This is a genomic window from Pseudomonas sp. AC083 (genome assembly GCF_979253165.1).
This window is the reverse complement of the sequence record NZ_CEEDDH010000023.1, coordinates 74657-95842: the sequence shown is the minus strand read 5'-3', so window position 1 is coordinate 95842 and position 21186 is coordinate 74657. Positions and strand designations below refer to the sequence as shown.

The window sequence follows — 21186 nt, the reverse complement described above, 5'->3', positions numbered from 1 at the left end:
AGCGGTAGGTCAGTCAACATTCATAATGAATGTGGAATGGCTTTCGCGAGCAGGCTCGCTCCCACGGGAGGATTGCGGTCATGCAGCGGATTCTGCGATCAAGCCTAAACTCAAACGTAACCCAGCGTTGCAATACAGCCGCAGGCGCAAACAGCCGTACAGTCGTGTTGCCACCATTCATTGTGTACAATCGCGCTGTTTTTTACGCGATACTTGCCAGCGACCTACTGTGCCGTATTACAGTCACGGTCTATTCGCCGCAGTTTTCCCGACTCGAGTGCCCATGAACGAACAGTTGCAACCCCTCAAGAAACAACCGCGAGCAGGCAAAGCCGGCCGCAGCGGAACCCAGGACGATATTGTCTACGCGCATATCTTCGAGGCCATCCTCGAACAGCGTCTGGCGCCCGGCACCAAGTTGAGCGAAGAAGCGCTGGGGGAAATCTTCGGGGTCAGCCGCACCATCATTCGCCGCGCGCTGTCGCGTCTGGCCCATGAAGGCGTGGTGCTGTTGCGGCCGAACCGTGGCGCCGTGGTCGCCAGCCCGAGCGTTGAAGAGGCGCGTCAGGTGTTTCTCGCCCGGCGTCTGGTCGAGCGGGCGATCACTGAACTGGCGGTTCAGCACGCCACTGCCGAGCAGATCGCCGAACTGCGGCAGATGGTCAACGACGAGCGCGACAGCTTCTCCCGTGGCGATCGTGGTGCCGGTATTCGTCTGTCGGGTGAATTCCACCTGAAGCTGGCGGAAGCGGCAATGAACGCACCGTTGATCAGCTTCCAGCGCAGCCTGGTGTCGCAGACTTCTTTGATCATCGCCCAGTACGAAAGCGGCAACCGCTCGCATTGCTCGTACGACGAACACACCCAGTTGATCGACGCCATTGAAAAGCGCGACGGCGAACTGGCGGTGAACCTGATGATGCATCACATGGATCACATCGACAGCAAGCTCAACCTCGACGAGGAAGGCGCGTCGGATGATCTGCATGCGGTGTTCTCGCATTTGTTGCAGACCAAAAAGCCGGGGCGTCCAGCGGCCAAGCTCTAAATGACACCGAGTCGCGGCTTTCGCGAGCAGGCTCGCTCCCACAAGAGAATGCATTTCAAAGGTGGGAGCGAGCCTGCTCGCGAAGACAATCTGACCGGCAACAAAAATCCCACGGGTAAACACCACCGGGGATGATCGTTCCCACGCTCCGCGTGGGAATGCCTCTAGGGACGCTCCGCGTCCAGTGACGCGGAGCGTCACGGGCTGCATTCCCACGCAGAGCGTGGGAACGATCAGTGCGAAGAGGTTAGCGCTGATGCACCAGCGCCCCCGCAGCGTAAGTCTGCTGTACCGTCCGGTCATCGCCCAAGGTCATCAACACAAATAACGTCTCGGCAATGTTATTGGACTGCTTCAAGCGGTAGCTCAGCAGCGGCGTGGCGTTGTAATCCAGTACCAGGAAGTCGGCATCACTGCCCGGTTGCAGGTTGCCGATCTTGTCTTCCAGGCGCAGCGCCCGCGCACCACCCAACGTCGCCAGATACAACGATTTGAACGGACTCAGGCGCGCGCCTTGCAGTTGCATCACCTTGTACGCTTCGTTCAGCGTCTGCAGCAGCGAGAAACTGGTACCGCCGCCGACGTCGGTGCCGAGGCCGACATTGAGCTTGTGCTTTTCCGCCATCGGCAGGTTGAACAGGCCGCTGCCGAGGAACAGGTTCGAGGTCGGGCAGAACGAGATCGCCGAGCCGGTTTCCGCCAGTCGCGCGCATTCTTCGTCACACAAATGCACGCCGTGGGCGAATACCGAGCGTTCGCCAAGCAACTGGTAGTGATCGTAGACGTCGAGGTAACCCTTGCGCTCCGGGAACAGCTCCTTGACCCACTCGATTTCCTTGAGGTTTTCGCTGATGTGGGTCTGCATGTACAGATCCGGATATTCCGTCAGCAATTGCCCGGCCAAGGTCAGTTGTTCCGGGGTGCTGGTGGGGGCGAAGCGCGGCGTCACCGCATAGTGCAAGCGACCCTTGCCGTGCCAGCGCTCGATCAGCGCCTTGCTGTCGACGTAGCTGGATTCGGCGGTATCGACCAGATAATCCGGGGCATTGCGGTCCATCATCACCTTGCCGGCGATCATGCGCAGATCAAGCTTTTCCGCCGCTTCGAAAAACGAATTCACCGATTGCGGGTGCACGCTGCCGAACACCAGCGCCGTGGTGGTGCCGTTGCGCAGCAGTTCCTTGATGAAAATATCGGCCACTTCGTCGGCGTGAGCCTTATCACCAAACTGGCTTTCGCAGGGAAAGGTGTAGGTGTTCAGCCAGTCGAGCAATTGCTCGCCGTAGGAGCCGACCATGCCGGTCTGCGGCAGGTGAATGTGTGTGTCGATAAAGCCGGGGGTGATCAGCGCATCCTGATAATGGTTGATCTCGATATCCGCCGGCAGTGTCGGCAGCAGTTCGCTGGCGTGGCCGAGGGCGCTGATCTTGCCGTCGTCGACCACCAGCAGGCCATCCTCGAAATATTCATAGGAGGCTTCGATGCCGACTTCGGCAGGGTCGGCGATGCTGTGCAGGATGGCGGCGCGGTAGGCTTTGCGAGTCAGAGGCATGAGGGTTCTCTAATCAGTTTGAGGCTTTGAGTTTGGCGGACTGGCTGCGGCGCGAGGCGGGCAGCAATCGGGCAATCGGTTCGGCGCGGGCGCTGTGCTGGCCGAAATTGGCGTTGTAAGTGGCGATGATTTCGCCGGCGATGGAGATGGCGATTTCCACAGGCAATTTGCCTTTGACTTCGCCGATGCCCATCGGGCAGCGCATGCGCTGCACCACGCTCGGGTCGAAACCACGATCACGCAGACGGTGTTCGAATTTGGCGCGTTTGGTTTTCGAGCCGATCAGGCCGAACCAAGTGAAATCGTTACGCTTGAGAATCGCCGCGGTCAGCTCCAGATCGAGCTGATGGTTGTGGGTCATGACGATGCAGTAGCTGCCGGCGGGCAGATCATCGACTTCGTCCACCGGCTCTTCGCTGACGATTTTACGCACGCCGTGAGGGATGTGTTCAGGGAACTCGGCCTCGCGCGAATCGATCCAGCGCACCCGGCAGGGCAGGCTGGCCAGCAGCGGCACGAGGGCGCGACCGACATGGCCGGCACCGAATACGGCAATCTGCGCCTGCACCTGGCCCATCGGTTCGAACAGCAACACCGTAGCGCCACCGCAGCATTGGCCGAGGCTGGCGCCGAGGCTGAAGCGCTCCAGATGGGTGTCCTGCTTACCGCTGGCGAGCATCTCGCGGGCGATCTGCATGGCTTTGAATTCCAGATGCCCGCCACCAATGGTGTCGAACAGGCGGTCGGCACTGACGACCATTTTCGAGCCGGCGTTGCGTGGCGTCGAGCCAAGTTCTTCGATGATCGTCACCAGCACACAGGGCTCGCCCTGATTCTGCAGGTCGGCGAGGGCGTCGATCCAGTTGTACATGTTCACCTCGACATCTTCGTTGTCTGTGCCGGCCTCTTCGCGAGCAGGCTCGCTCCCACATTGGCAATGCATTCCAAATGTGGGAGCGAGCCTGCTCGCGAATGGCTGCGCCTCGGTCCTAGAGCGGAGCCAGCTCGGTTTCAGCTTCGACAGCCTTCACCGCTTTGAGCTGGCGCATCTGCTCGCAGCCCCACAACACCCGCTCCGGCGTGGCCGGCGCATCGATCTTCGGCTGATGCTGATAATCGCCGAGGCTCGCCACCGCGTCCTTGATTGCGCACCACGCGGCGATGCCGAGCATGAACGGCGGTTCACCGACGGCTTTGGAATGGAACACCGTGTCTTCCGGGTTCTTGCGGTTTTCCACCAGCTTCACCCGCAGATCCAGCGGCATGTCCGCCACCGCCGGAATCTTGTAGCTGGCCGGGCCGTTGGTCATCAGCTTGCCTTTGTTGTTCCAGACCAGCTCTTCCATGGTCAGCCAGCCCATGCCCTGGACGAAACCGCCCTCGACCTGACCGATGTCGATCGACGGGTTCAGCGAGGCGCCGACGTCGTGCAGGATGTCGGTGCGCAGCATCTTGTACTCGCCGGTCAGGGTGTCGACGATCACTTCGCAGCAGGCTGCGCCAAAGGCGAAGTAATAGAACGGACGCCCACGGGCCTGACTGCGGTCGTAATAGATTTTCGGGGTCTTGTAGAAGCCAGTGCTCGACAGCGAGACCTGATTGAAATACGCCTGCTGGATCAGCGCTTCGAAGGTCAGGATCTGCTCGCGCACGCGCACGTGGCCGTTGCGGAATTCGACGTCTTCTTCGCTGACTTTGTAGTGCCGCGCGGCGAATTCGACCAGGCGTTGCTTGATGGTCTGTGCTGCGTTCTGCGCGGCTTTGCCGTTCAGGTCGGCGCCGCTGGAAGCAGCGGTCGGAGAGGTGTTCGGCACTTTGTCGGTGTTGGTCGCAGTGATCTGCACACGATCGATTTCGACCTGGAACACTTCCGCCACGACCTGGGCGACTTTGGTATTCAGGCCCTGACCCATTTCCGTACCGCCGTGGTTCAAGTGGATGCTGCCGTCGGTGTAGATGTGGATCAGCGCACCGGCCTGATTGAGGAAACTGGCGGTGAAGGAAATACCGAATTTCACCGGAGTCAGTGCCAGGCCTTTTTTGAGGATCGGGCTGTTGGCGTTGTAGCGACGGATCGCTTCGCGGCGCTCGGCGTACTGGCTGCTTTCTTCCAGTTCGGCGGTCATCTCTTCGAGCATGTTGTGCTCGACGGTCTGGTAGTAGTGGGTGACGTTGCGCTCGGTCTTGCCGTAGTAGTTGGCCTTGCGCACCGCCAGCGGGTCGAGCTTCAGGTGCCGGGCAATCGCGTCCATCACTTCCTCGATGGCGACCATGCCTTGCGGGCCACCGAAACCACGATAAGCGGTGTTCGAGGCGGTATTGGTCTTGCAGCGGTGACCGTTGATGGTCGCATCGCCGAGGTAGTAGGAGTTGTCCGAGTGGAACATCGCCCGGTCAACGATCGAAGCAGACAAGTCCGGCGAGCAGCCGCAGTTGCCGGCCAGCTCCATGTTGATCCCGTGCAGACGGCCGCTGCTGTCGAAGCCGACGTCGTATTCAACGTAGAACGGGTGGCGCTTGCCGGTCATCAGCATGTCTTCGACGCGCGGCAGGCGCATCTTGGTCGGTTGGCCGGTGAGGTGCGCGACCACCGCGCACAGGCACGCCGGGCTCGCGGCCTGGGTTTCCTTGCCACCGAAACCACCGCCCATGCGGCGCATGTCGACGACGATCTTGTTCATCGACACGTCGAGCACTTCGGCGACCAGTTTCTGCACTTCGGTCGGGTTCTGCGTCGAGCAGTAGACGATCATTCCGCCATCTTCGGTAGGCATCACCGAGGAGATTTGTGTCTCCAGATAGAAGTGCTCCTGACCGCCGATGTGCAGCGTGCCCTGAATACGGTGTTCCGCCGTGGCCAGTGCCGAAGCCGAATCGCCGCGCTGGTGAGTGTGGCTGTCGAGCACGAAATGGCGCTTGCGCAGGGCTTCGACGACGTCGAGCACCGGTTCCAGATCCTCGTATTCGATGATCGCCGCCATCGCCGCTTTGCGCGCGGTTTCCAGATCTTTCGCCGCTACCGCCAGCACTGGCTGGCCGACGAACTGCACGTCATCGATGGCCAGCAGTGGGTCGCCCGGCATCAGCGGGCCGATGTCTTTCAGGCCCGGCACGTCTTCGTGGGTGATGACGATACGCACGCCTTCGAAGGCGTAGCACGGCGACGTGTCGATGCTGAGGATTTTCGCGTGGGCGCGGTCCGACAGGCGCGCATACAGGTGCAATTGGTTGGGGAATTCCAGGCGATCATCGATGTACTGCGCTTCACCGGAGACATGCTTGGCGGCGCTGTCGTGCTTGACGCTGCGGCCGACACCGGTGGTCAGATCCTTGGCGAACAGTTCGGCCAATTCAGCCTGGGTCTTCTCTACGGCGTGATGGTTAGACATAAGCGGTCACCCGAGTCTCGATGTGCGGTGTTTGCAGTTCGATGAAGTATTTGCGCAGCAGGTTCTGCGCGCTGAGCAGGCGATATTCCTTGCTGGCGCGGAAGTCCGAGAGTGGCGTGAAGTCTTCAGCCAGCGCGGCGCACGCACGTTCGATCACGGCGTTATTGAACGGCTGACCAAGCAGCACGGCTTCGCAGTGCGCGGCGCGTTTCGGAATCGCCGCCATGCCGCCGAAGGCCACCCGAGCGTCGCTGATCACGCCGTTTTCCACGCGCAGATTGAACGCAGCGCAGACGGCGGAGATGTCATCGTCCAGACGCTTCGACACTTTATAGGCGCGGAACAACTGCTCGGCGCTGGCACGCGGAACGATAATTTTCTCGATGAATTCGCTTTCCTGGCGCGCGGTCACGCGATAGTCGATGAAGTAATCTTCCAGGTTCAGCGTGCGGCGGGTCTCGCCTTTGCACAGCACGATCTGCGCGCCGAGGGCGATCAGCAGCGGTGGCGAGTCACCGATCGGCGAGGCGTTGCCGATGTTGCCGCCGAGGGTGCCCTGATTGCGGATCTGCAACGAGGCGAAGCGGTGCAGCAGTTCGCCGAAGTCCGGGTACTCGGCATTCAACGCTTCGTAGCAGTCGGAGAGGGCGGTGGCGGCGCCGATCTCGATGCGGTCGGCGAAGGTTTCGATGCGCTTCATTTCGGCGACGTTGCCGACGTAGATCATCACCGGCAGGGTGCGGTGGAACTGGGTGACTTCCAGCGCCAGATCGGTGCCGCCGGCGAGCAGGCGGGCTTGGGGATAAGCGTCGTAGAGGTCGGCCAGATCGGCTACGGTCAGCGGCACCAGGCAGCGCTTGTCGCCGCTGTTGAGTTCGCCGATATCGGTCGGCGCGATGGCCTTGAGGCGGGCAATGGTTTCGGCTTCGCGGGCGTCGAACTGATCCGCTGGCTTGGCGCAGCAGGATTGTTCGGCAGCGGCGAGAATCGGCCGGTAGCCAGTGCAGCGGCAGAGGTTGCCGGCCAGCGCTTCGTGAGCCTTGGCCTGATCCGGCGCGTCGCTGTTCTTTTGCAGGGCGAACAACGACATGACGAAACCGGGGGTGCAGAAGCCGCACTGAGAACCGTGGCACTCGACCATGGCTTTCTGCACGCTGTGCAGTTCGCCCTTGTGCTTGAGGTCTTCAACGCTGATCAGTTGCTTGCCGTGCAATGACGAAACGAAAGTCAGGCACGAGTTGAGGCTGCGATAGCGAATATGCTCACGCCCGCTGTCATCGGTCTGCAACTCCCCAACCACCACGGTGCAGGCGCCGCAGTCGCCACTGGCGCAACCTTCTTTGGTGCCGGGCTTGCCTACGTGTTCACGCAGGTAATTGAGCACAGTCAGATTCGGGTCCAGGGCGTGCTCGCTACGGAGTTCCTGGTTAAGTAAAAACTGGATCACGGAAGGCCTCGCAGACTCATTATTGTTGTTAACCGACGTGAACCGAATTTAGCAGGTCTGACTTTTCGGTCAATGGTTTTCTGACTTAAAGGTCAGGAAAATCCGTTTCGTCGATCAACAGCGTGTCTATTCAGTATTGACCTTCATCGGTCACTGCGCTTTTTTGCGGGATTCGTGCCAAAAACCGCTGAGTGGGCACTCCGCCATGACCGTGCATTTGCGCTACACTGCGCCGCTTGTGCAGATCGATAGAGTTTGAAGGACAACCATGACGTTCAAGGCGCCGGACAGCCTCGCCGAGCAAATCGCTCACCACCTCGCCGAACGCATCATTCGTGGCGAAATGAAGCCAGGAGAGCGCATCCAGGAACAGAAGGTCACGCTGGCGCTCAACGTCAGCCGCGGTTCGGTCCGCGAAGCCTTGCTGATCCTCGAGCGCCGTCACCTGATCGCGATCCTGCCGCGTCGTGGCGCCCACGTTACCGAGCTGACGCCGCACAAGGTGCAGAGCCTGTGCGCGCTGATGAGCGAGCTGTACATCCTGCTTGGCAATTCGGTGGCCAATGGCTGGCAAGTGCAGTCGGACATGGCGCCGTTCGTGCAGATCCAGCAGCGCCTGACCGCCAATTACGAACGCGGCGATATCCGCAGCTTCGTCGATGACAGCTTTGCGGTGATGCGCGCCGCCTATCCGTTTGCCAACAATCCGTACCTGCAAGAAACCGTCGAGAACCTCCAGCCGGCGATGAGCCGCGCGTATTTCCTCGCCCTCGAACAGCGCAAGGCGGAAATGAGCGAATTCCTCGAACTGTTCGAACGCTTGCTCGCCGCCGTACTTGCCCGTGATTTGCCGCAGATCCGCATCGTGCTCACGGCGTATGCCCAGCGCAGCTGCGATCTGGTGGTGTCTGCGCTGACGGTTGCCTGAGCGTGCGGCTGAAGTGCATCAAACTGGCGGGGTTCAAATCCTTCGTCGACCCGACCACGGTGAACTTCCCCAGTAACATGGCGGCGGTCGTCGGGCCGAACGGTTGCGGCAAGTCGAACATCATCGACGCCGTGCGCTGGGTGATGGGCGAAAGTTCGGCGAAGAACCTCCGTGGCGAGTCGATGACCGACGTCATCTTCAACGGTTCGACCAGCCGTAAACCGGTGAGCCAGGCCAGTATCGAACTGGTGTTCGACAACTCCGACGGCACGCTGCTCGGCGAATACGCTGCCTACGCGGAAATTTCCATTCGCCGCAAAGTCACCCGCGACAGCCAGACCACTTATTACCTCAACGGCACCAAATGCCGTCGGCGCGACATCACCGATATCTTCCTCGGCACCGGCCTCGGCCCGCGCAGCTACTCGATCATCGAACAGGGGATGATCTCCAAGCTGATCGAATCCAAGCCCGAAGACTTGCGTAACTTCATCGAAGAAGCCGCCGGCATCTCGAAATATAAAGAGCGCCGCCGCGAGACTGAAAACCGCATCCGCCGCACTCACGAGAACCTCGCCCGCCTGACCGACCTGCGCGAAGAGCTGGAGCGCCAGCTCGAACGTCTGCACCGTCAGGCCGAGGCGGCGAAAAAGTATCAGGAACTCAAGGCCGAAGAGCGTCAGCTCAAGGCGCAACTGTCGGCGCTGCGCTGGCAGGATCTCAACGATCAGGTCGGCCAGCGCGAGTCGATCATCGGCAACCAGGAAGTCAGCTTCGAAGCGTTGGTTGCTGAACAGCGTAACGCTGATGCGGCCATCGAACGCCTGCGCGACGGTCACCACGACCTGTCCGAGCGCTTCAATCTGGTGCAGGGCCGCTTCTATTCGGTCGGCGGCGACATCGCCCGGGTCGAGCAGAGCATTCAGCATGGCCAGCAGCGGTTACGCCAGTTGCAGGACGATCTGAAAGAAGCCGAACGCGCGCGTCTGGAAACCGAGTCGCACCTGGGCCACGACCGCACGTTGCTGCTGACCCTCGGCGAAGAACTGGACATGCTCACCCCCGAGCAGGAAGTCACCAGCGCCGCCGCCGAGGAAGCCGCTGCGGCCCTCGAAGAAGCCGAAACCACCATGCACGGCTGGCAGGAGCAGTGGGATGCTTTCAACCTGACCGCTGCCGAACCACGCCGTCAGGCTGAAGTCCAGCAGTCGCGGATCCAGCAGCTGGAAAGCAGCATGGAGCGCTTGGCCGACCGGCAGAAACGTCTCGCTGAAGAGCGCGCGTTGCTGTCCGCCGACCCGGAAGACGCTGCGATCATGGCGCTCAACGAGCAGCTCGCCGAGTCCGAAGCGACCCTCGAAGATTTACAGACCAGCGAAGAAGCGCAAGTCGAAAAGCTTGAACAACTGCGTCAGGAATTACAGCAAGCGTTGACCGCACAGCAGCAGGCGCAGGGCGATCTGCAGCGGCTCAACGGTCGTCTGGCGTCGCTGGAAGCCTTGCAGCAAGCCGCGCTCGATCCGGGCACCGGCACCGCCGAATGGTTAAAGGAACACAACCTCGCCGAGCGTCCGCGTCTGGCCGAAGGCCTGAAGGTCGAGGCAGGTTGGGAACTGGCGGTGGAAACCGTGCTCGGCGCCGACCTGCAAGCGGTGCTGGTCGACGATTTCAGCGGTTTTGATCTGTCCGGTTTCACTCAAGGCGATTTGCGCCTGCTCAGCCCGGCCAGCGATGGCGTGCGGGTGGCCGGCAGTCTGCTGGACAAAGTCGAGGCGCAGATCGATCTGTCGCCGTGGCTTGGTCAAGTCAAACCGGTCGACAGCCTTGAACAGGCGCTGGCCTTGCGCGGCCAGTTGAGCGCCGGGCAGAGCCTGATCAGTCGCGATGGCTATTGGGTCGGTCGGCACTTCTTGCGTGTACGTCGCGCCAGCGAAGCGGAAAGCGGCATGCTCGCCCGTGGCCAGGAAATCGAAGACCTGCAACTGGAGCGCGAAGAGCGCGAAGCCACGGTCGAGGCCATGGAGACCCGCCTGCAAACCCTGCGCGCGCAACAGCGCCAGCAGGAAAACGGCCGTGAGCACTTGCGCCGCTTGCTGCAGGACGAAGCGCGCCAGCAAGGCGAACTGAAAGCGCAGTTGTCCGCCGGCAAGGCCAAAGCCGAACAGCTGACATTGCGCCGCACCCGTCTCGATGAAGAACTGGTCGAACTCGCCGAACAGCGCGAGCTTGAGCACGAGCAGGTCGGCGAAGCGCGCATGCAATTGCAGGAAGCGCTGGACGCCATGGCGCTCGACACCGAGCAGCGCGAGTTGCTGCTGGCCCAGCGCGACAGCCTGCGCGAGCGCCTTGATCGCGTGCGTCAGGAAGCCCGGCAGCACAAGGATCACGCCCATCAACTGGCCGTGCGTCTCGGCTCGTTGCGCGCCCAGCATGACTCCACGCGACAGGCGCTGGAGCGTCTGGAGATGCAGGCCGAGCGCCTGACTGAAAAGCGCGAACAGTTGAGTCTGAATCTGGAGGAGGGTGAGGCGCCGCTGGAAGAGCTGCGTCTGAAACTCGAAGAACTGCTCGACAAGCGCATGACCGTCGATGAAGAACTCAAGACCGCGCAGATCGCCCTGGAAGACGCCGATCGTGAATTGCGCGACGCGGAAAAACGCCGCACCCAGGCCGAGCAGCAATCGCAGTTGATTCGCGGCCAGCTCGAACAGCAACGCATGGAATGGCAGGCGCTGACCGTACGGCGCAAGGCGTTGCAGGATCAATTGCTTGAGGACGGCTACGATCTCAACGGCGTGCTCGCCACATTGACCGCACAAGCCAGTGAACGCGAGGCCGAAGAAGAACTCGAACGCATCAACGCGCGAATTCAGCGCCTGGGTGCGATCAACCTCGCGGCCATCGATGAATACACGCAACAATCGGAGCGTAAACGTTATCTGGATGCGCAGGACGCCGATCTGGTCGAGGCGCTGGAGACCCTGGAAAACGTCATCCGCAAAATCGATAAGGAAACCCGCAACCGTTTCAAAGATACCTTTGATCAGATCAACGGTGGTTTGCAGGCACTTTTCCCGAAAGTTTTCGGTGGCGGGCGCGCGTATTTGGAACTGACGGGCGAAGATCTACTCGATACAGGGGTGACGATCATGGCGCAGCCGCCCGGGAAGAAGAACAGCACCATCCATTTGCTCTCCGGCGGCGAAAAAGCCCTGACTGCACTGGCCCTGGTTTTTGCCATCTTCAAGTTGAATCCGGCGCCGTTCTGCATGCTCGATGAGGTTGACGCGCCGCTGGATGACGCTAACGTTGGACGCTACGCACGCTTGGTCAAAGAGATGTCGCAGACCGTGCAGTTCATCTACATCACCCACAACAAGATCGCCATGGAAATGGCCGAGCAGTTGATGGGTGTGACGATGCATGAACCGGGCTGTTCGCGACTGGTGGCGGTGGATGTCGAGGAGGCGATGGCGATGGTGGACGCCTAGCGGCGCAGCAGCAGGTTACAAGCTCCAGGCTGCAAGTGGACGGCTTGTGGCTTGGAGCTTAAAGCTTGTAGCTGCGAAGCCTTTGATCGTGCTAGTTTAATGTCAATTTTTCGTATACGTGGGCAAAACGCCTGTCAGAACATAGAGTTGGCGCCACGTTTTAAAGCGGTTTACGCAGTGTAAACCCCTTATTTTTCAGCATTTTTTATAGAGGCACGGGATTACATGGAAATCGGTCTGCGCGAGTGGCTGATCGTCATCGGCATCATTGTGATAGCCGGTATTCTTTTCGATGGCTGGCGCCGTATGCGCGGCGGCAAGGGAAAGCTGAAATTCCGTCTCGACCGGAGCCTGTCCAATCTGCCGGACGAGGACACCAGCGCCGAGCTGTTGGGCCCGGCCCGCGTCCTGGATACGCACAAAGAGCCGCAATTGGACGAGCACGATCTGCCGTCGGTGAGCATGCCCAACCGCGAAGCCCGCGAGCCGCGTGAATCCGGTTCGAAACGTGGCAAGCGCGGCAGCAACGGTCCGGCGCAGGGCGACTTGAACCTCGACCTCGATCTGGACGGCGGCCCGAGCTTCAGCAGCCGCGATGACGATTTCGCCGAAGACAGCAAGCCTGCAGCGGCCGTGGCGGAAAAAGATCAGCCGCAAGCCGAAGAAGTCCTGGTGATCAGCGTGATCTGCCGCGACCCGGCCGGCTTCAAAGGCCCTGCGCTGCTGCAGAACATTCTCGAAAGTGGCCTGCGTTTCGGCGAGATGGACATCTTCCACCGTCACGAAAGCATGGCCGGCAACGGCGAAGTGCTGTTTTCCATGGCCAATGCGGTCAAGCCGGGCATCTTTGATCTGGATGACATCGACCACTTCAGCACTCCGGCGGTGAGCTTCTTCCTCGGTCTGCCAGGCCCGCGTCATCCGAAGCAGGCTTTCGACGTGATGGTCGCGGCAGCCCGCAAGCTGTCCCAGGAACTGAACGGCGAACTGAAAGACGATCAGCGCAGCGTACTGACTGCGCAGACCATCGAGCATTACCGTCAGCGCATCGTCGAATTCGAACGCCGCGCCCTGACCCAGAAGCGCTAAGGCCAAATCAAAAGATCGCAGCCTTCGGCAGCTCCTACAGAGAATCGCGATACTGTAGGAGCTGACGAGTGCAACGAGGCTGCGATCTTCTGGCACGGCCGCCGATAATGGAATAAAACTGGAGCAGCCTCGGCTGCTCTTTTGCTTTATGAGAGAACACCCATGACCGCCGCCAAAACCCGCATTCTAGAGCTGCGCGCTGAGCTGGATCAGCACAACTATCGCTATCACGTTCTCGACGAGCCGAGCATTCCCGATGCCGAGTACGACCGCTTGTTCCACGAGCTCAAGGCGCTGGAAGCGGCCAACCCGGAACTGATCACAAGCGATTCGCCGACCCAGCGCGTCGGCAGCATGGCGTTGACTGCGTTCACTCAGGTGCGCCACGAAATCCCGATGCTCAGCCTCGGCAACGCCTTTGAAGAATCCGACATGCGCGAGTTCGATCGCCGCGTCAACGAAGGCCTCGACGTGCCGGCCGGCGATCTGTTCGGTGGCGGCGCGGCGGTGGAATACAGCTGCGAGCCGAAGCTCGATGGCCTGGCGGTCAGCCTGCTGTATCAGGATGGTCTGCTGGTGCGCGGCGCCACGCGTGGCGATGGCACCACCGGCGAGGACATCAGCGTCAACGTGCGCACCGTGCGCAATATTCCGCTGAAGTTGCACGGCGAAGGCTGGCCGGCGACGCTGGAAGTGCGCGGTGAAGTGTTCATGTCCAAGGCCGGTTTCGAGCGCCTCAATGCTTCGCAACTGGAAATCGGCGGCAAGACCTTCGCCAACCCGCGCAACGCGGCAGCAGGCAGCCTGCGCCAGCTCGATTCGAAGATCACCGCCAATCGTCCGCTGGAATTCTGCTGCTATGGCATCGGTCAGGTTTCCCATGACATTTCCGACACCCACATCGGTAACCTCCAGCAGTTGCAGAAGTGGGGCATGCCGATCAGTCACGAACTGAGGCTGGCCAAGGGGATTGATGAGTGCCTGGAGTATTACCGCGACATCGGCGAGCGCCGTAACTCGCTGGCCTATGAAATCGATGGTGTGGTGTTCAAGGTCAACAGCATCGCCGACCAGCGTGAACTGGGCTTCCGCGCCCGCGAGCCGCGCTGGGCGATCGCGCACAAATTCCCGGCGATGGAAGAACTTACCGAGCTGCTCGACGTGGAATTCCAGGTCGGCCGCACCGGTGCGGTGACTCCGGTGGCGCGTTTGAAACCGGTGAAGGTCGCCGGCGTCACCGTGGCCAACGCCACATTGCACAACATGGACGAAGTCGCGCGGCTGGGCCTGATGATCGGCGACACGGTGATCATTCGCCGCGCCGGCGATGTGATTCCGCAAGTGGTGCAAGTGATCACCGAGCGTCGCCCCGATGACGCGCGCCCGGTCGCCATTCCTCAAAGCTGCCCGGTGTGCGGCTCCCACGTTGAACGCACGCAACTGGTCAAGCGCAGCAAGGGCAAGGAAACCTTCAGCGAAGGCGCGGTGTATCGCTGCGTCGGCCGACTGGCCTGTGGTGCGCAATTGAAGCAGGCGATCATCCACTTCGTCTCGCGCCGGGCCATGGACATCGAAGGCTTGGGCGACAAGAGCGTCGAGCAACTGGTCGACGAAGGTCTGGTCAGTTCGCCGGCCGATCTGTATGCGCTGAAGTTCGATGACATCGTCGATCTGGAAGGCTTTGCCGAGGTATCGAGCAACAAGCTTCTCAAAGCCATTGAAGACAGCAAGCAACCGAGCCTGGCACGTTTCATCTACGCCCTCGGCATTCCCGATGTCGGCGAAGAGACGGCCAAGGTGCTGGCGCGTTCGCTGGGTTCGCTGGAGCGCGTGCAACAGGCCTTGCCGCATGTGCTGACCTACCTGCCGGACGTCGGCCTGGAAGTGGCACACGAGATCCACAGTTTCTTTGAGGACGCGCACAACCAGCAGGTCATCAGCGAATTGCTCGGCCATGGTTTGCAGATTCAGGATCAAGGCGAGTTGGGCGCCGAATTCGCCGCCAGTACCACCCTGGGCGGCCTGCTCGACAAACTGCACATTCCCTTCGTCGGCCCCGGTGGTGCGCAGAAACTTGCCGACCGCTTCGGTTCGCTGGAAGCGGTGATGAACGCTGACTGGCTGGACATGCGCCAGGCATTGCCGGAGAAGCAGGCCAACTCGGTGCGCGAGTTCTTCGCCTCGCCTGAGCATCGGCAACTGGCCGAGCGGGCCGAGCAGCAGCTGCGCGATTTCGGCATGCATTGGCAGAGCGAGAAAAAAGTCGTCGAAGGTCTGCCGCTGTCCGGCGAAACCTGGGTGCTGACCGGCAAGGTCGAGTTGATGAGCCGGGATGTGGCCAAGGATCATCTGGAAAGCCTGGGTGCCAAGGTCGCCGGTTCGGTGTCGGCGAAAACCCATTGCGTGGTCGCAGGCCCGGGTGCCGGCTCGAAACTGACCAAGGCCAATGAGCTGGGGGTGAAGGTCATGGACGAGGAAGCGTTTATCGCCTTCCTCAAAACCCACGGCATCCCTGTCTGACCGGATGAACCCCTGTGGTGAGGGGATTTACCCCTCTCCGGATGGACACCTGTGGCGAGGGGATTTATCCCCGCTGGGTTGCGCAGCGACCCCAAAACCCTGCGACCGATCATTTCATCTGTATCGCGTGTACGGTTTTTTGCGACTGCTGCGCAGTCGAGCGGGGATAAATCCCCTCACCACAATAGTGCTATCACCCGACTCCGCGGTTATGGGTGGGAACGATGTTGTCTTCAGGATGATCTAGTCTTGGCCAGTCCCAGGGAGAGATCGCCATGCACCGCTTTTTCGAGCAGCTCAGTTCCCGCATCATCGCGCCGTTCGTGGCCGGATCCTCGCGCAACAGCAAAGTCTGGCCGTGCCGTTGCGGCCAGTCGCTGTTCTTTCGCAACAGTCAGTGCCTGGCCTGTAACGCCTTGCTTGGCTATCAACCTGAAGAAAGTCGCCTGACCTCGCTGCAGCCGGGGCCGGAAGAGGGCACCTGGACGCTCGACGCCGATCCCGACGCCGGACTGTTCCGCCGCTGCGCCAACCTCGACATGCCCGCCGCGTGCAACTGGCTGCTGCCGGCCAACGATCACGACACCTTGTGCATCGCTTGCAGCCTCAACCGCACCATTCCCGACCTTTCCGTCGCGGAAAATCCCGAACGCTGGCGCAAGGTCGAAATCGCCAAGCGTCGACTGGTCGCGCAACTGATCACCCTCGGCTTGCCGGTCATCCCGAAAACCACGGATGAAGAAATCGGGCTGGCGTTCGACTTCATCGGTGTCGACCTGGAAGGCAACGCGCCGATGACCGGCCACGCCAATGGCCTGATCACCCTCGACATCAAAGAGGCCGACGACGCTCACCGTGAGCAGGTCAGGGCGGCGATGCACGAACCTTACCGCACGCTGCTCGGGCATTTTCGCCATGAGGTCGGCCACTACTACTGGGATCGCCTTATCGCCAACGGCCCTTGGCTGGGCGCGTTCCGTAACCTGTTCGGCGACGAACGCGCCAGTTACGCCGAGGCGCTGGACCGGCATTACCAGCAAGGCGCACCGCTGGACTGGCCGCAGCACTACGTCAGTGCCTACGCGACCATGCACCCGTGGGAAGACTGGGCGGAAACCTGGGCGCATTACCTGCACATGATGGATGCGGTCGACACGGCGCTGGGCTTCGGCATGAGCGCGCGGGAAATGGACTTCGATTATCAGCCGTTTCCCACCAGCACCCTGTACGACCCGGAGCACCCCGGCGGCACGGCATTCCTGTCGTTCGTCAATGCGTGGATCGAACTGGCCGGCATGCTCAACGAACTGTCGCGCAGCATGGGCCAGCCGGATTTCTACCCGTTCGTACTGCCGGCGGCGGCGATCGCCAAGTTGCACTTCATTCATCTGGTGATCCAGCAGGCCGGCGGCAGGGCGGATGAGGTGCTGGCCCTATAAGTGCGGGAAGATCGCGGCACGGGTTGCGTTCTTGGTGGTTGATCAGGCCCGAAGGAAGACTTCATCGTTCACGAAGCGTGTTTTCCCTACGGCCGGGCCAAAATTTTCCTGGAAATAACTTTACTACCTGTAGTACGTTTGAATTAGTTAATTTTTCTTATTATTAAAGCATTGGTGTAGATAGGTTTGTGCCCGATTGAGTTATATCGCAAATGCAATTTCTGGTCCTCTCAATTCACATAGTTTGGCGGTGTGTTTGGTGATGGAGATCCTAACTTTTTTTGTTAAAATATCATGATCAAACTGAATTCTGGCGAAGTTCTCTTTGAATCCGTCATGGATTAGTAATGTAGTGATTCCTACTGGGTAAAGAGTGTTCTGGTTGTTGGTAAGTGCATAGCGGCCACCCTGTGAAGCGAAACCCGTTAAAATACGGTTTTCTACTTTGAAGGGTATGTCGTTTTGCAGCATATAAATTGCGGCGGTTGGATTGTCTTCAAACGAGAAATACATACTGGTGTTGGTTGCGAACGTGAAATAGCGGTCGTTTGGCATCTCGAAGAAGTCTGTGCCGAAAGCAGACTTCGATCTAGATGCCTCTCCTGCGCCGGTCAGATAAATGACGCCGTGTTCTCCATTCTTTCTCGGTTCGCCCTTGTTCTTTTGCCCGTCGAATCTAAGGGAGACGTACGCCATAATGTCCCAACCCCAATTTTCCTCAATCAATATCTTCGGGCTTGTTGAGGAGTAGGTCACTGCGCTGGCATCTTTTTTGATTTCGACTATGTTCGTGTCGGCACCTGTCAACATCAGGCTGGTAGAATCTGAAATGTACGGGCTTTCCATGTTGTAATTGTTTGTTTTGAGTTCTGTCGTGGTGGGAGTTCCCATGCTTCCACCTTGCCATGAGCTGACCTCTTTCCATGTGGGATCTGTAATGCTGGTGCGCGTCCATAGTTCGGGCTCTAAAGCGAGGGTCTCCATGCTTAGTAAAGCGAAGGGAAGTTTATTTGATGCGGTCACTTGGTTGCTCATTGGATTTTCCTGAAAGAAGATATGGTTTGCTGATTCGCACAAGCGCGTCGCTGTTTGCAAATCCAAGCTAGACCGCTCGAAATCGAGAATCTACTGTCATATCTGACAGTCCCGATGAGCGGTAGGTATTAGTTCGATTAGCGGTTGACAGATGTCGACATCCGACGGAGGTTTATCAGAGAGTCTCAGTTTTGAGCACGTCCTGTCGGTCTTGCAGACTGTTTGCATGTTGCGACCGTTTTATTGAGTCGAGCCTGATGCCCCACGACTACCAAGCCCTTTCGTTTTGCATGTCATTGAACCTGTTCATGATTTATCTGCAACCAACGGTTGTAACTTCATCTCAGACAGGTACAATGGCGCGGCTCGCCGACAGGCAAGCATCGTTATGGTGACCCCATCGGTCCCCCCGCAACGATTACCCGTGAACCTGGTCAGATCCGGAAGGAAGCAGCCACAGCGGGAACATTGTGTGCCGGGGTGTGGCTGGTGGGGGCACCACCTTAACGAACCACCGAAGGCTTCAGACAGAACTGCATGGGTTTCGCCCACTGCGGTTTTTTTATGCCTGCGATTTGGCTAGTGGCGTTGATCCGCCATCAGAAACGCGCGGCTCAGCCGCGCAGCATCCCGGTGCCCGTGCGGCTGTCGGCAGCGAACAGTGGCATACTCCCTCGCCTGGCATTGAGAGGTAAGGCAAGTGGGTGAAATCGACGATCTGACCCGGGAAAAACTGCGCGAATGGCAGATGCGGCGTCTGGAAGTCAAAGCGCAGATGGAGGATCAGCCCGAGCGCACGCTGGAACTGTCGCGAGTGCTCGACCTGATGGATGAGGAGCACGCCGCGATTCTGGCGGCTTCGACCGTGTTCAATGCGGCTGAAGAAACTGCGCAGCCGGTCGCGGTGCAGGGCCAGCCCGTCATCACTGAATCGGTGGCCGGCCAGTACGACCTGCAACTGCATGCCAGCGCGCAAAACCCTGAACACCTGCGCAAACTGCTGGAAATGGCGCTCTACGAAGTGCAGGCGCAGATCGATGCGGGGGCGGTGGCCAGCGGCACTGAACGACGCGGCATGTCCGGCACGCTCGGCGGCTACTCCTTCGAACTGCGGATCAGCCCCGAGTCCGGCAGTGAGAGAAACTTGCCGCAATCCCAGGAAATGCACGACGAGAATGACCAGGACTGATCTGGTGTTGTATTAAAGCCCAGGCGGCGAGGTTGTATGCACCCGGAACATTTTGATTTGGCCACCCCGGTATTTCTGCCCATCACCCATGATGCGTGTACGGCGCTGTTGCAGCCCGAGGGTGACGCGACACTGGCCCGCCTGAGCGACCCGGAACTGGCGGCAGTGCTGGTCATTCAGAACCTCGCCCAGGCTACGGAACAGGATTTGAGCGCCAGCGCAGCGGAGAAGATTCTCGCCAGACTCATTGACTGGTCTGTCACCTCTCGGCGCACCGGATCGGCGGGACTGCTTGCAGAGGCGCGGCGTCTGTTCGATTCGCGCAAATTGTATTTCGGCCTCAATGCGCTCAAAGGCCTGAACTTGCGCTTTCTCATGGCCGATGAAGTCGCCGCGCAGGCATTTCTGTTGCCCGGCGGGCAATGGGATGTGGACTACAAGATCCGCCATCAGCAACAGAACAACCCGTTTCGCCAGCAAATGGTCACGCCACGTGAGCGCGAGCACTGGTTAAGCGCAGCGCAGGACAAACTGCTGCGAACCTTCCGTGCCAACTTCGACGAAGACCTGCACGTGCAGGGTTATGCGGGCATCGGCAAGAGCTACATGCTCAGCGCGCTGATCGAATGCCTGCGCTCGAAACGCACTCTGGTGCTGGCGCGCACCCCGGCGAAACTGGCGACGCTGCGCAAGCACATCGTGCAGGTCCACGACACGGAAATTGGCCAGACCTTTTTCGATTTCGCCCAGGCTCAGCTGCTTGGTCCCCGGTTGCCTATGGCCAGGACGCCCGCGCGTCTCCCGAGCAAACAGGCGCTGGCGCAGGAACTGAATATCTTCGGCTTTCGCCACCACGACGGGCCGAGCACCCTCGAAGTTTGTCTGCGCGTGCTCAAGCTGTACTGCGCCTCAAGAGATCACACGCTGTCCGCCAGACACTTGCCGCACTTCCAGCAGCCCTTGACCGGCGCAGACTCGCAAGCGCTGCTGGAATACTCCAGTCGCCTGTGGGTGTATCTGGAGGCCAACCCGGCCTGGGCCAGCCAGAGCGGTTTTCCGACGTTGCTCATGATCAAGCGCGCCAGTCTCGCCGGTTGCCGCGTCCCGCCGCGCTACACCCATGTGATCATCGACGAAAGCCAGGACGTGCCGGCGTCGCTGCTGCAAATCATCGAGCGCGGGCAGCAGGTGCTGATCACCCTCGGCGATGAGTATCAGCAGGCCACGGGCGAGGCGCCCAAGCGCAAGCGTGAAGTTCGTCAGAGCGATATCTGCTATTCGGTGCGCTCGGGGCGCAATGTCGAGCGCCTGGTCAATCCGCTGATCTCGCGCCACACGCACAAGAGCAAAGTGCCGTTCGAAGGCGCTCGTCACGCCGATGTCGATATCGAGTACTACCCGCAAGCCTTCGTGCCGCCCGAAGGTTGCGTGGTGCTGACCGCTTCACCGTGGGACACGATGATGTGGGCTATCCACCTGCACGATTGCAATTGCGCTTTCAGTTTCCCCGACCGGGAAGCGCAGGACGACATCAAGCATTTCATGACCACCGCCATCGAGCTGTTCCGGCGCGATTTCTACAATGCCGGGTCCAGCGGGAAAGGACCGCACCCGTATTTCAGCGACATGGCTGATTGGCAGCAGGTGCGAGAGGCCAACCGTTTCGACGAGGCGTTTTTGTGGATCGAAGCGCAACTGCAGAACGGCTTCATGATTGCCGACCTGACGCGACTGAGCCAAAAGATCATCGAGCCGGGCAAAGCCTGTCTGTTGATGATGGCCGAGCGGGCTGGCGGCATGGAGTTCAGGCGCGTGCTGTTGACCCGGACGTTGCTCAGTAACGAGAAATTCAAGGATGCCTACGAGTTCGATCAGCGCATCTGCGCGGTGTACATCGCCGTGTCCCGTGCCCGGCAGCAGCTCTATCTGCCTTACGACGTGGTCGAGTGGATCGATTATCACCACAGCCGCGAGCCGAAATTCCGCGAATCGCACGGTTATTGACCCGGCCAACCCTGTGGGAGCGAGCCTGCTCGCGAAGGCGTTGGCGTGTTCAACA

At 60.0% G+C, this 21186-nt stretch carries 13 protein-coding genes and 1 other RNA gene; 9 read left to right on the top strand and 5 right to left on the bottom strand.

Annotated features, from left to right (window positions below; genetic code table 11):
* Positions 1–283: 283 nt before the first annotated feature.
* The gene (locus tag AC0IXA_RS25090) at positions 284–1048 is read left to right on the top strand and encodes a GntR family transcriptional regulator (RefSeq protein ID WP_007918375.1); all 765 of its coding nucleotides are present in this window, start codon (positions 284–286) and stop codon (positions 1046–1048) included.
* Between the two features lie 247 nt (positions 1049–1295).
* On the opposite strand, the gene guaD is transcribed toward AC0IXA_RS25090, so the two are convergent.
* The 4 genes from guaD to xdhA all read right to left on the bottom strand — a co-directional run bounded on the left by guaD (position 1296) and on the right by xdhA (position 7436).
* Positions 1296–2600, bottom strand: coding sequence for a guanine deaminase (gene guaD / locus AC0IXA_RS25085; RefSeq protein WP_016773846.1), 1305 nt, complete (start codon positions 2598–2600; stop codon positions 1296–1298).
* A gap of 13 nt (positions 2601–2613) precedes the next feature.
* Positions 2614–3471, bottom strand: coding sequence for a xanthine dehydrogenase accessory protein XdhC (gene xdhC, locus AC0IXA_RS25080; protein ID WP_073473987.1), 858 nt, complete (start codon positions 3469–3471; stop codon positions 2614–2616).
* A gap of 118 nt (positions 3472–3589) precedes the next feature.
* Positions 3590–5989 carry a xanthine dehydrogenase molybdopterin binding subunit gene (gene xdhB, locus AC0IXA_RS25075; RefSeq protein ID WP_122692165.1) on the bottom strand — a complete coding sequence of 800 codons (2400 nt, stop codon included), beginning with the start codon at positions 5987–5989 and terminating at the stop codon, positions 3590–3592.
* Entirely contained in the window at positions 5982–7436 is a 1455-nt protein-coding gene (gene xdhA / locus AC0IXA_RS25070) for a xanthine dehydrogenase small subunit (RefSeq protein WP_341637992.1), read from the bottom strand. The genes xdhB and xdhA overlap by 8 nt, the downstream gene beginning before the upstream one ends.
* A gap of 268 nt (positions 7437–7704) precedes the next feature.
* On the opposite strand from xdhA, the gene AC0IXA_RS25065 reads away from it, so the two are divergent.
* From AC0IXA_RS25065 to AC0IXA_RS25045, 5 genes are all read left to right on the top strand, one after another.
* The gene (locus AC0IXA_RS25065) at positions 7705–8364 is read left to right on the top strand and encodes a GntR family transcriptional regulator (protein ID WP_341637991.1); all 660 of its coding nucleotides are present in this window, start codon (positions 7705–7707) and stop codon (positions 8362–8364) included.
* A gap of 2 nt (positions 8365–8366) precedes the next feature.
* Positions 8367–11855 carry a chromosome segregation protein SMC gene (gene smc / locus AC0IXA_RS25060; protein ID WP_471814702.1) on the top strand — a complete coding sequence of 1163 codons (3489 nt, stop codon included), beginning with the start codon at positions 8367–8369 and terminating at the stop codon, positions 11853–11855.
* A 225-nt stretch (positions 11856–12080) separates the two neighbouring features.
* Positions 12081–12944, top strand: a complete 864-nt coding sequence (gene zipA, locus AC0IXA_RS25055; RefSeq protein ID WP_016773851.1) for a cell division protein ZipA — start codon at positions 12081–12083, stop codon at positions 12942–12944.
* Between the two features lie 162 nt (positions 12945–13106).
* Positions 13107–15464, top strand: coding sequence for an NAD-dependent DNA ligase LigA (ligA, locus tag AC0IXA_RS25050; protein ID WP_471814701.1), 2358 nt, complete (start codon positions 13107–13109; stop codon positions 15462–15464).
* A 275-nt stretch (positions 15465–15739) separates the two neighbouring features.
* Entirely contained in the window at positions 15740–16903 is a 1164-nt protein-coding gene (locus AC0IXA_RS25045; protein ID WP_341637988.1) for a zinc-binding metallopeptidase family protein, read from the top strand.
* A gap of 201 nt (positions 16904–17104) precedes the next feature.
* On the opposite strand, the gene AC0IXA_RS25040 is transcribed toward AC0IXA_RS25045, so the two are convergent.
* Complete coding sequence (locus tag AC0IXA_RS25040) at positions 17105–17938, bottom strand: hypothetical protein (RefSeq protein ID WP_471814700.1); 834 nt, start codon at positions 17936–17938, stop codon at positions 17105–17107.
* A 398-nt stretch (positions 17939–18336) separates the two neighbouring features.
* Here AC0IXA_RS25040 and ffs point away from each other — a divergent pair.
* From ffs to AC0IXA_RS25025, 3 genes are all read left to right on the top strand, one after another.
* Positions 18337–18433: signal recognition particle sRNA small type (gene ffs / locus AC0IXA_RS25035), an RNA gene on the top strand.
* A gap of 205 nt (positions 18434–18638) precedes the next feature.
* Positions 18639–19127 (top strand): hypothetical protein, encoded by a 489-nt coding sequence (locus AC0IXA_RS25030; RefSeq protein ID WP_471814699.1) that lies wholly within the window; start codon positions 18639–18641, stop codon positions 19125–19127.
* Between the two features lie 36 nt (positions 19128–19163).
* Positions 19164–21131, top strand: coding sequence for a hypothetical protein (locus AC0IXA_RS25025; protein ID WP_471814698.1), 1968 nt, complete (start codon positions 19164–19166; stop codon positions 21129–21131).
* Positions 21132–21186 lie beyond the last annotated feature (55 nt).

What these genes read in the sequence shown, in the direction of transcription:
- AC0IXA_RS25090 (WP_007918375.1), top strand. Translation starts at nt 284, where the DNA reads ATGAACGAACAGTTGCAACCCCTCAAGAAACAACCGCGAGCAGGCAAA.
- guaD (WP_016773846.1), bottom strand. Translation starts at nt 2,600, where the DNA reads ATGCCTCTGACTCGCAAAGCCTACCGCGCCGCCATCCTGCACAGCATC.
- xdhC (WP_073473987.1), bottom strand. Translation starts at nt 3,471, where the DNA reads ATGTACAACTGGATCGACGCCCTCGCCGACCTGCAGAATCAGGGCGAG.
- xdhB (WP_122692165.1), bottom strand. Translation starts at nt 5,989, where the DNA reads ATGTCTAACCATCACGCCGTAGAGAAGACCCAGGCTGAATTGGCCGAA.
- AC0IXA_RS25065 (WP_341637991.1), top strand. Translation starts at nt 7,705, where the DNA reads ATGACGTTCAAGGCGCCGGACAGCCTCGCCGAGCAAATCGCTCACCAC.
- zipA (WP_016773851.1), top strand. Translation starts at nt 12,081, where the DNA reads ATGGAAATCGGTCTGCGCGAGTGGCTGATCGTCATCGGCATCATTGTG.
- ligA (WP_471814701.1), top strand. Translation starts at nt 13,107, where the DNA reads ATGACCGCCGCCAAAACCCGCATTCTAGAGCTGCGCGCTGAGCTGGAT.
- AC0IXA_RS25045 (WP_341637988.1), top strand. Translation starts at nt 15,740, where the DNA reads ATGCACCGCTTTTTCGAGCAGCTCAGTTCCCGCATCATCGCGCCGTTC.
- AC0IXA_RS25040 (WP_471814700.1), bottom strand. Translation starts at nt 17,938, where the DNA reads ATGAGCAACCAAGTGACCGCATCAAATAAACTTCCCTTCGCTTTACTA.
- AC0IXA_RS25025 (WP_471814698.1), top strand. Translation starts at nt 19,164, where the DNA reads ATGCACCCGGAACATTTTGATTTGGCCACCCCGGTATTTCTGCCCATC.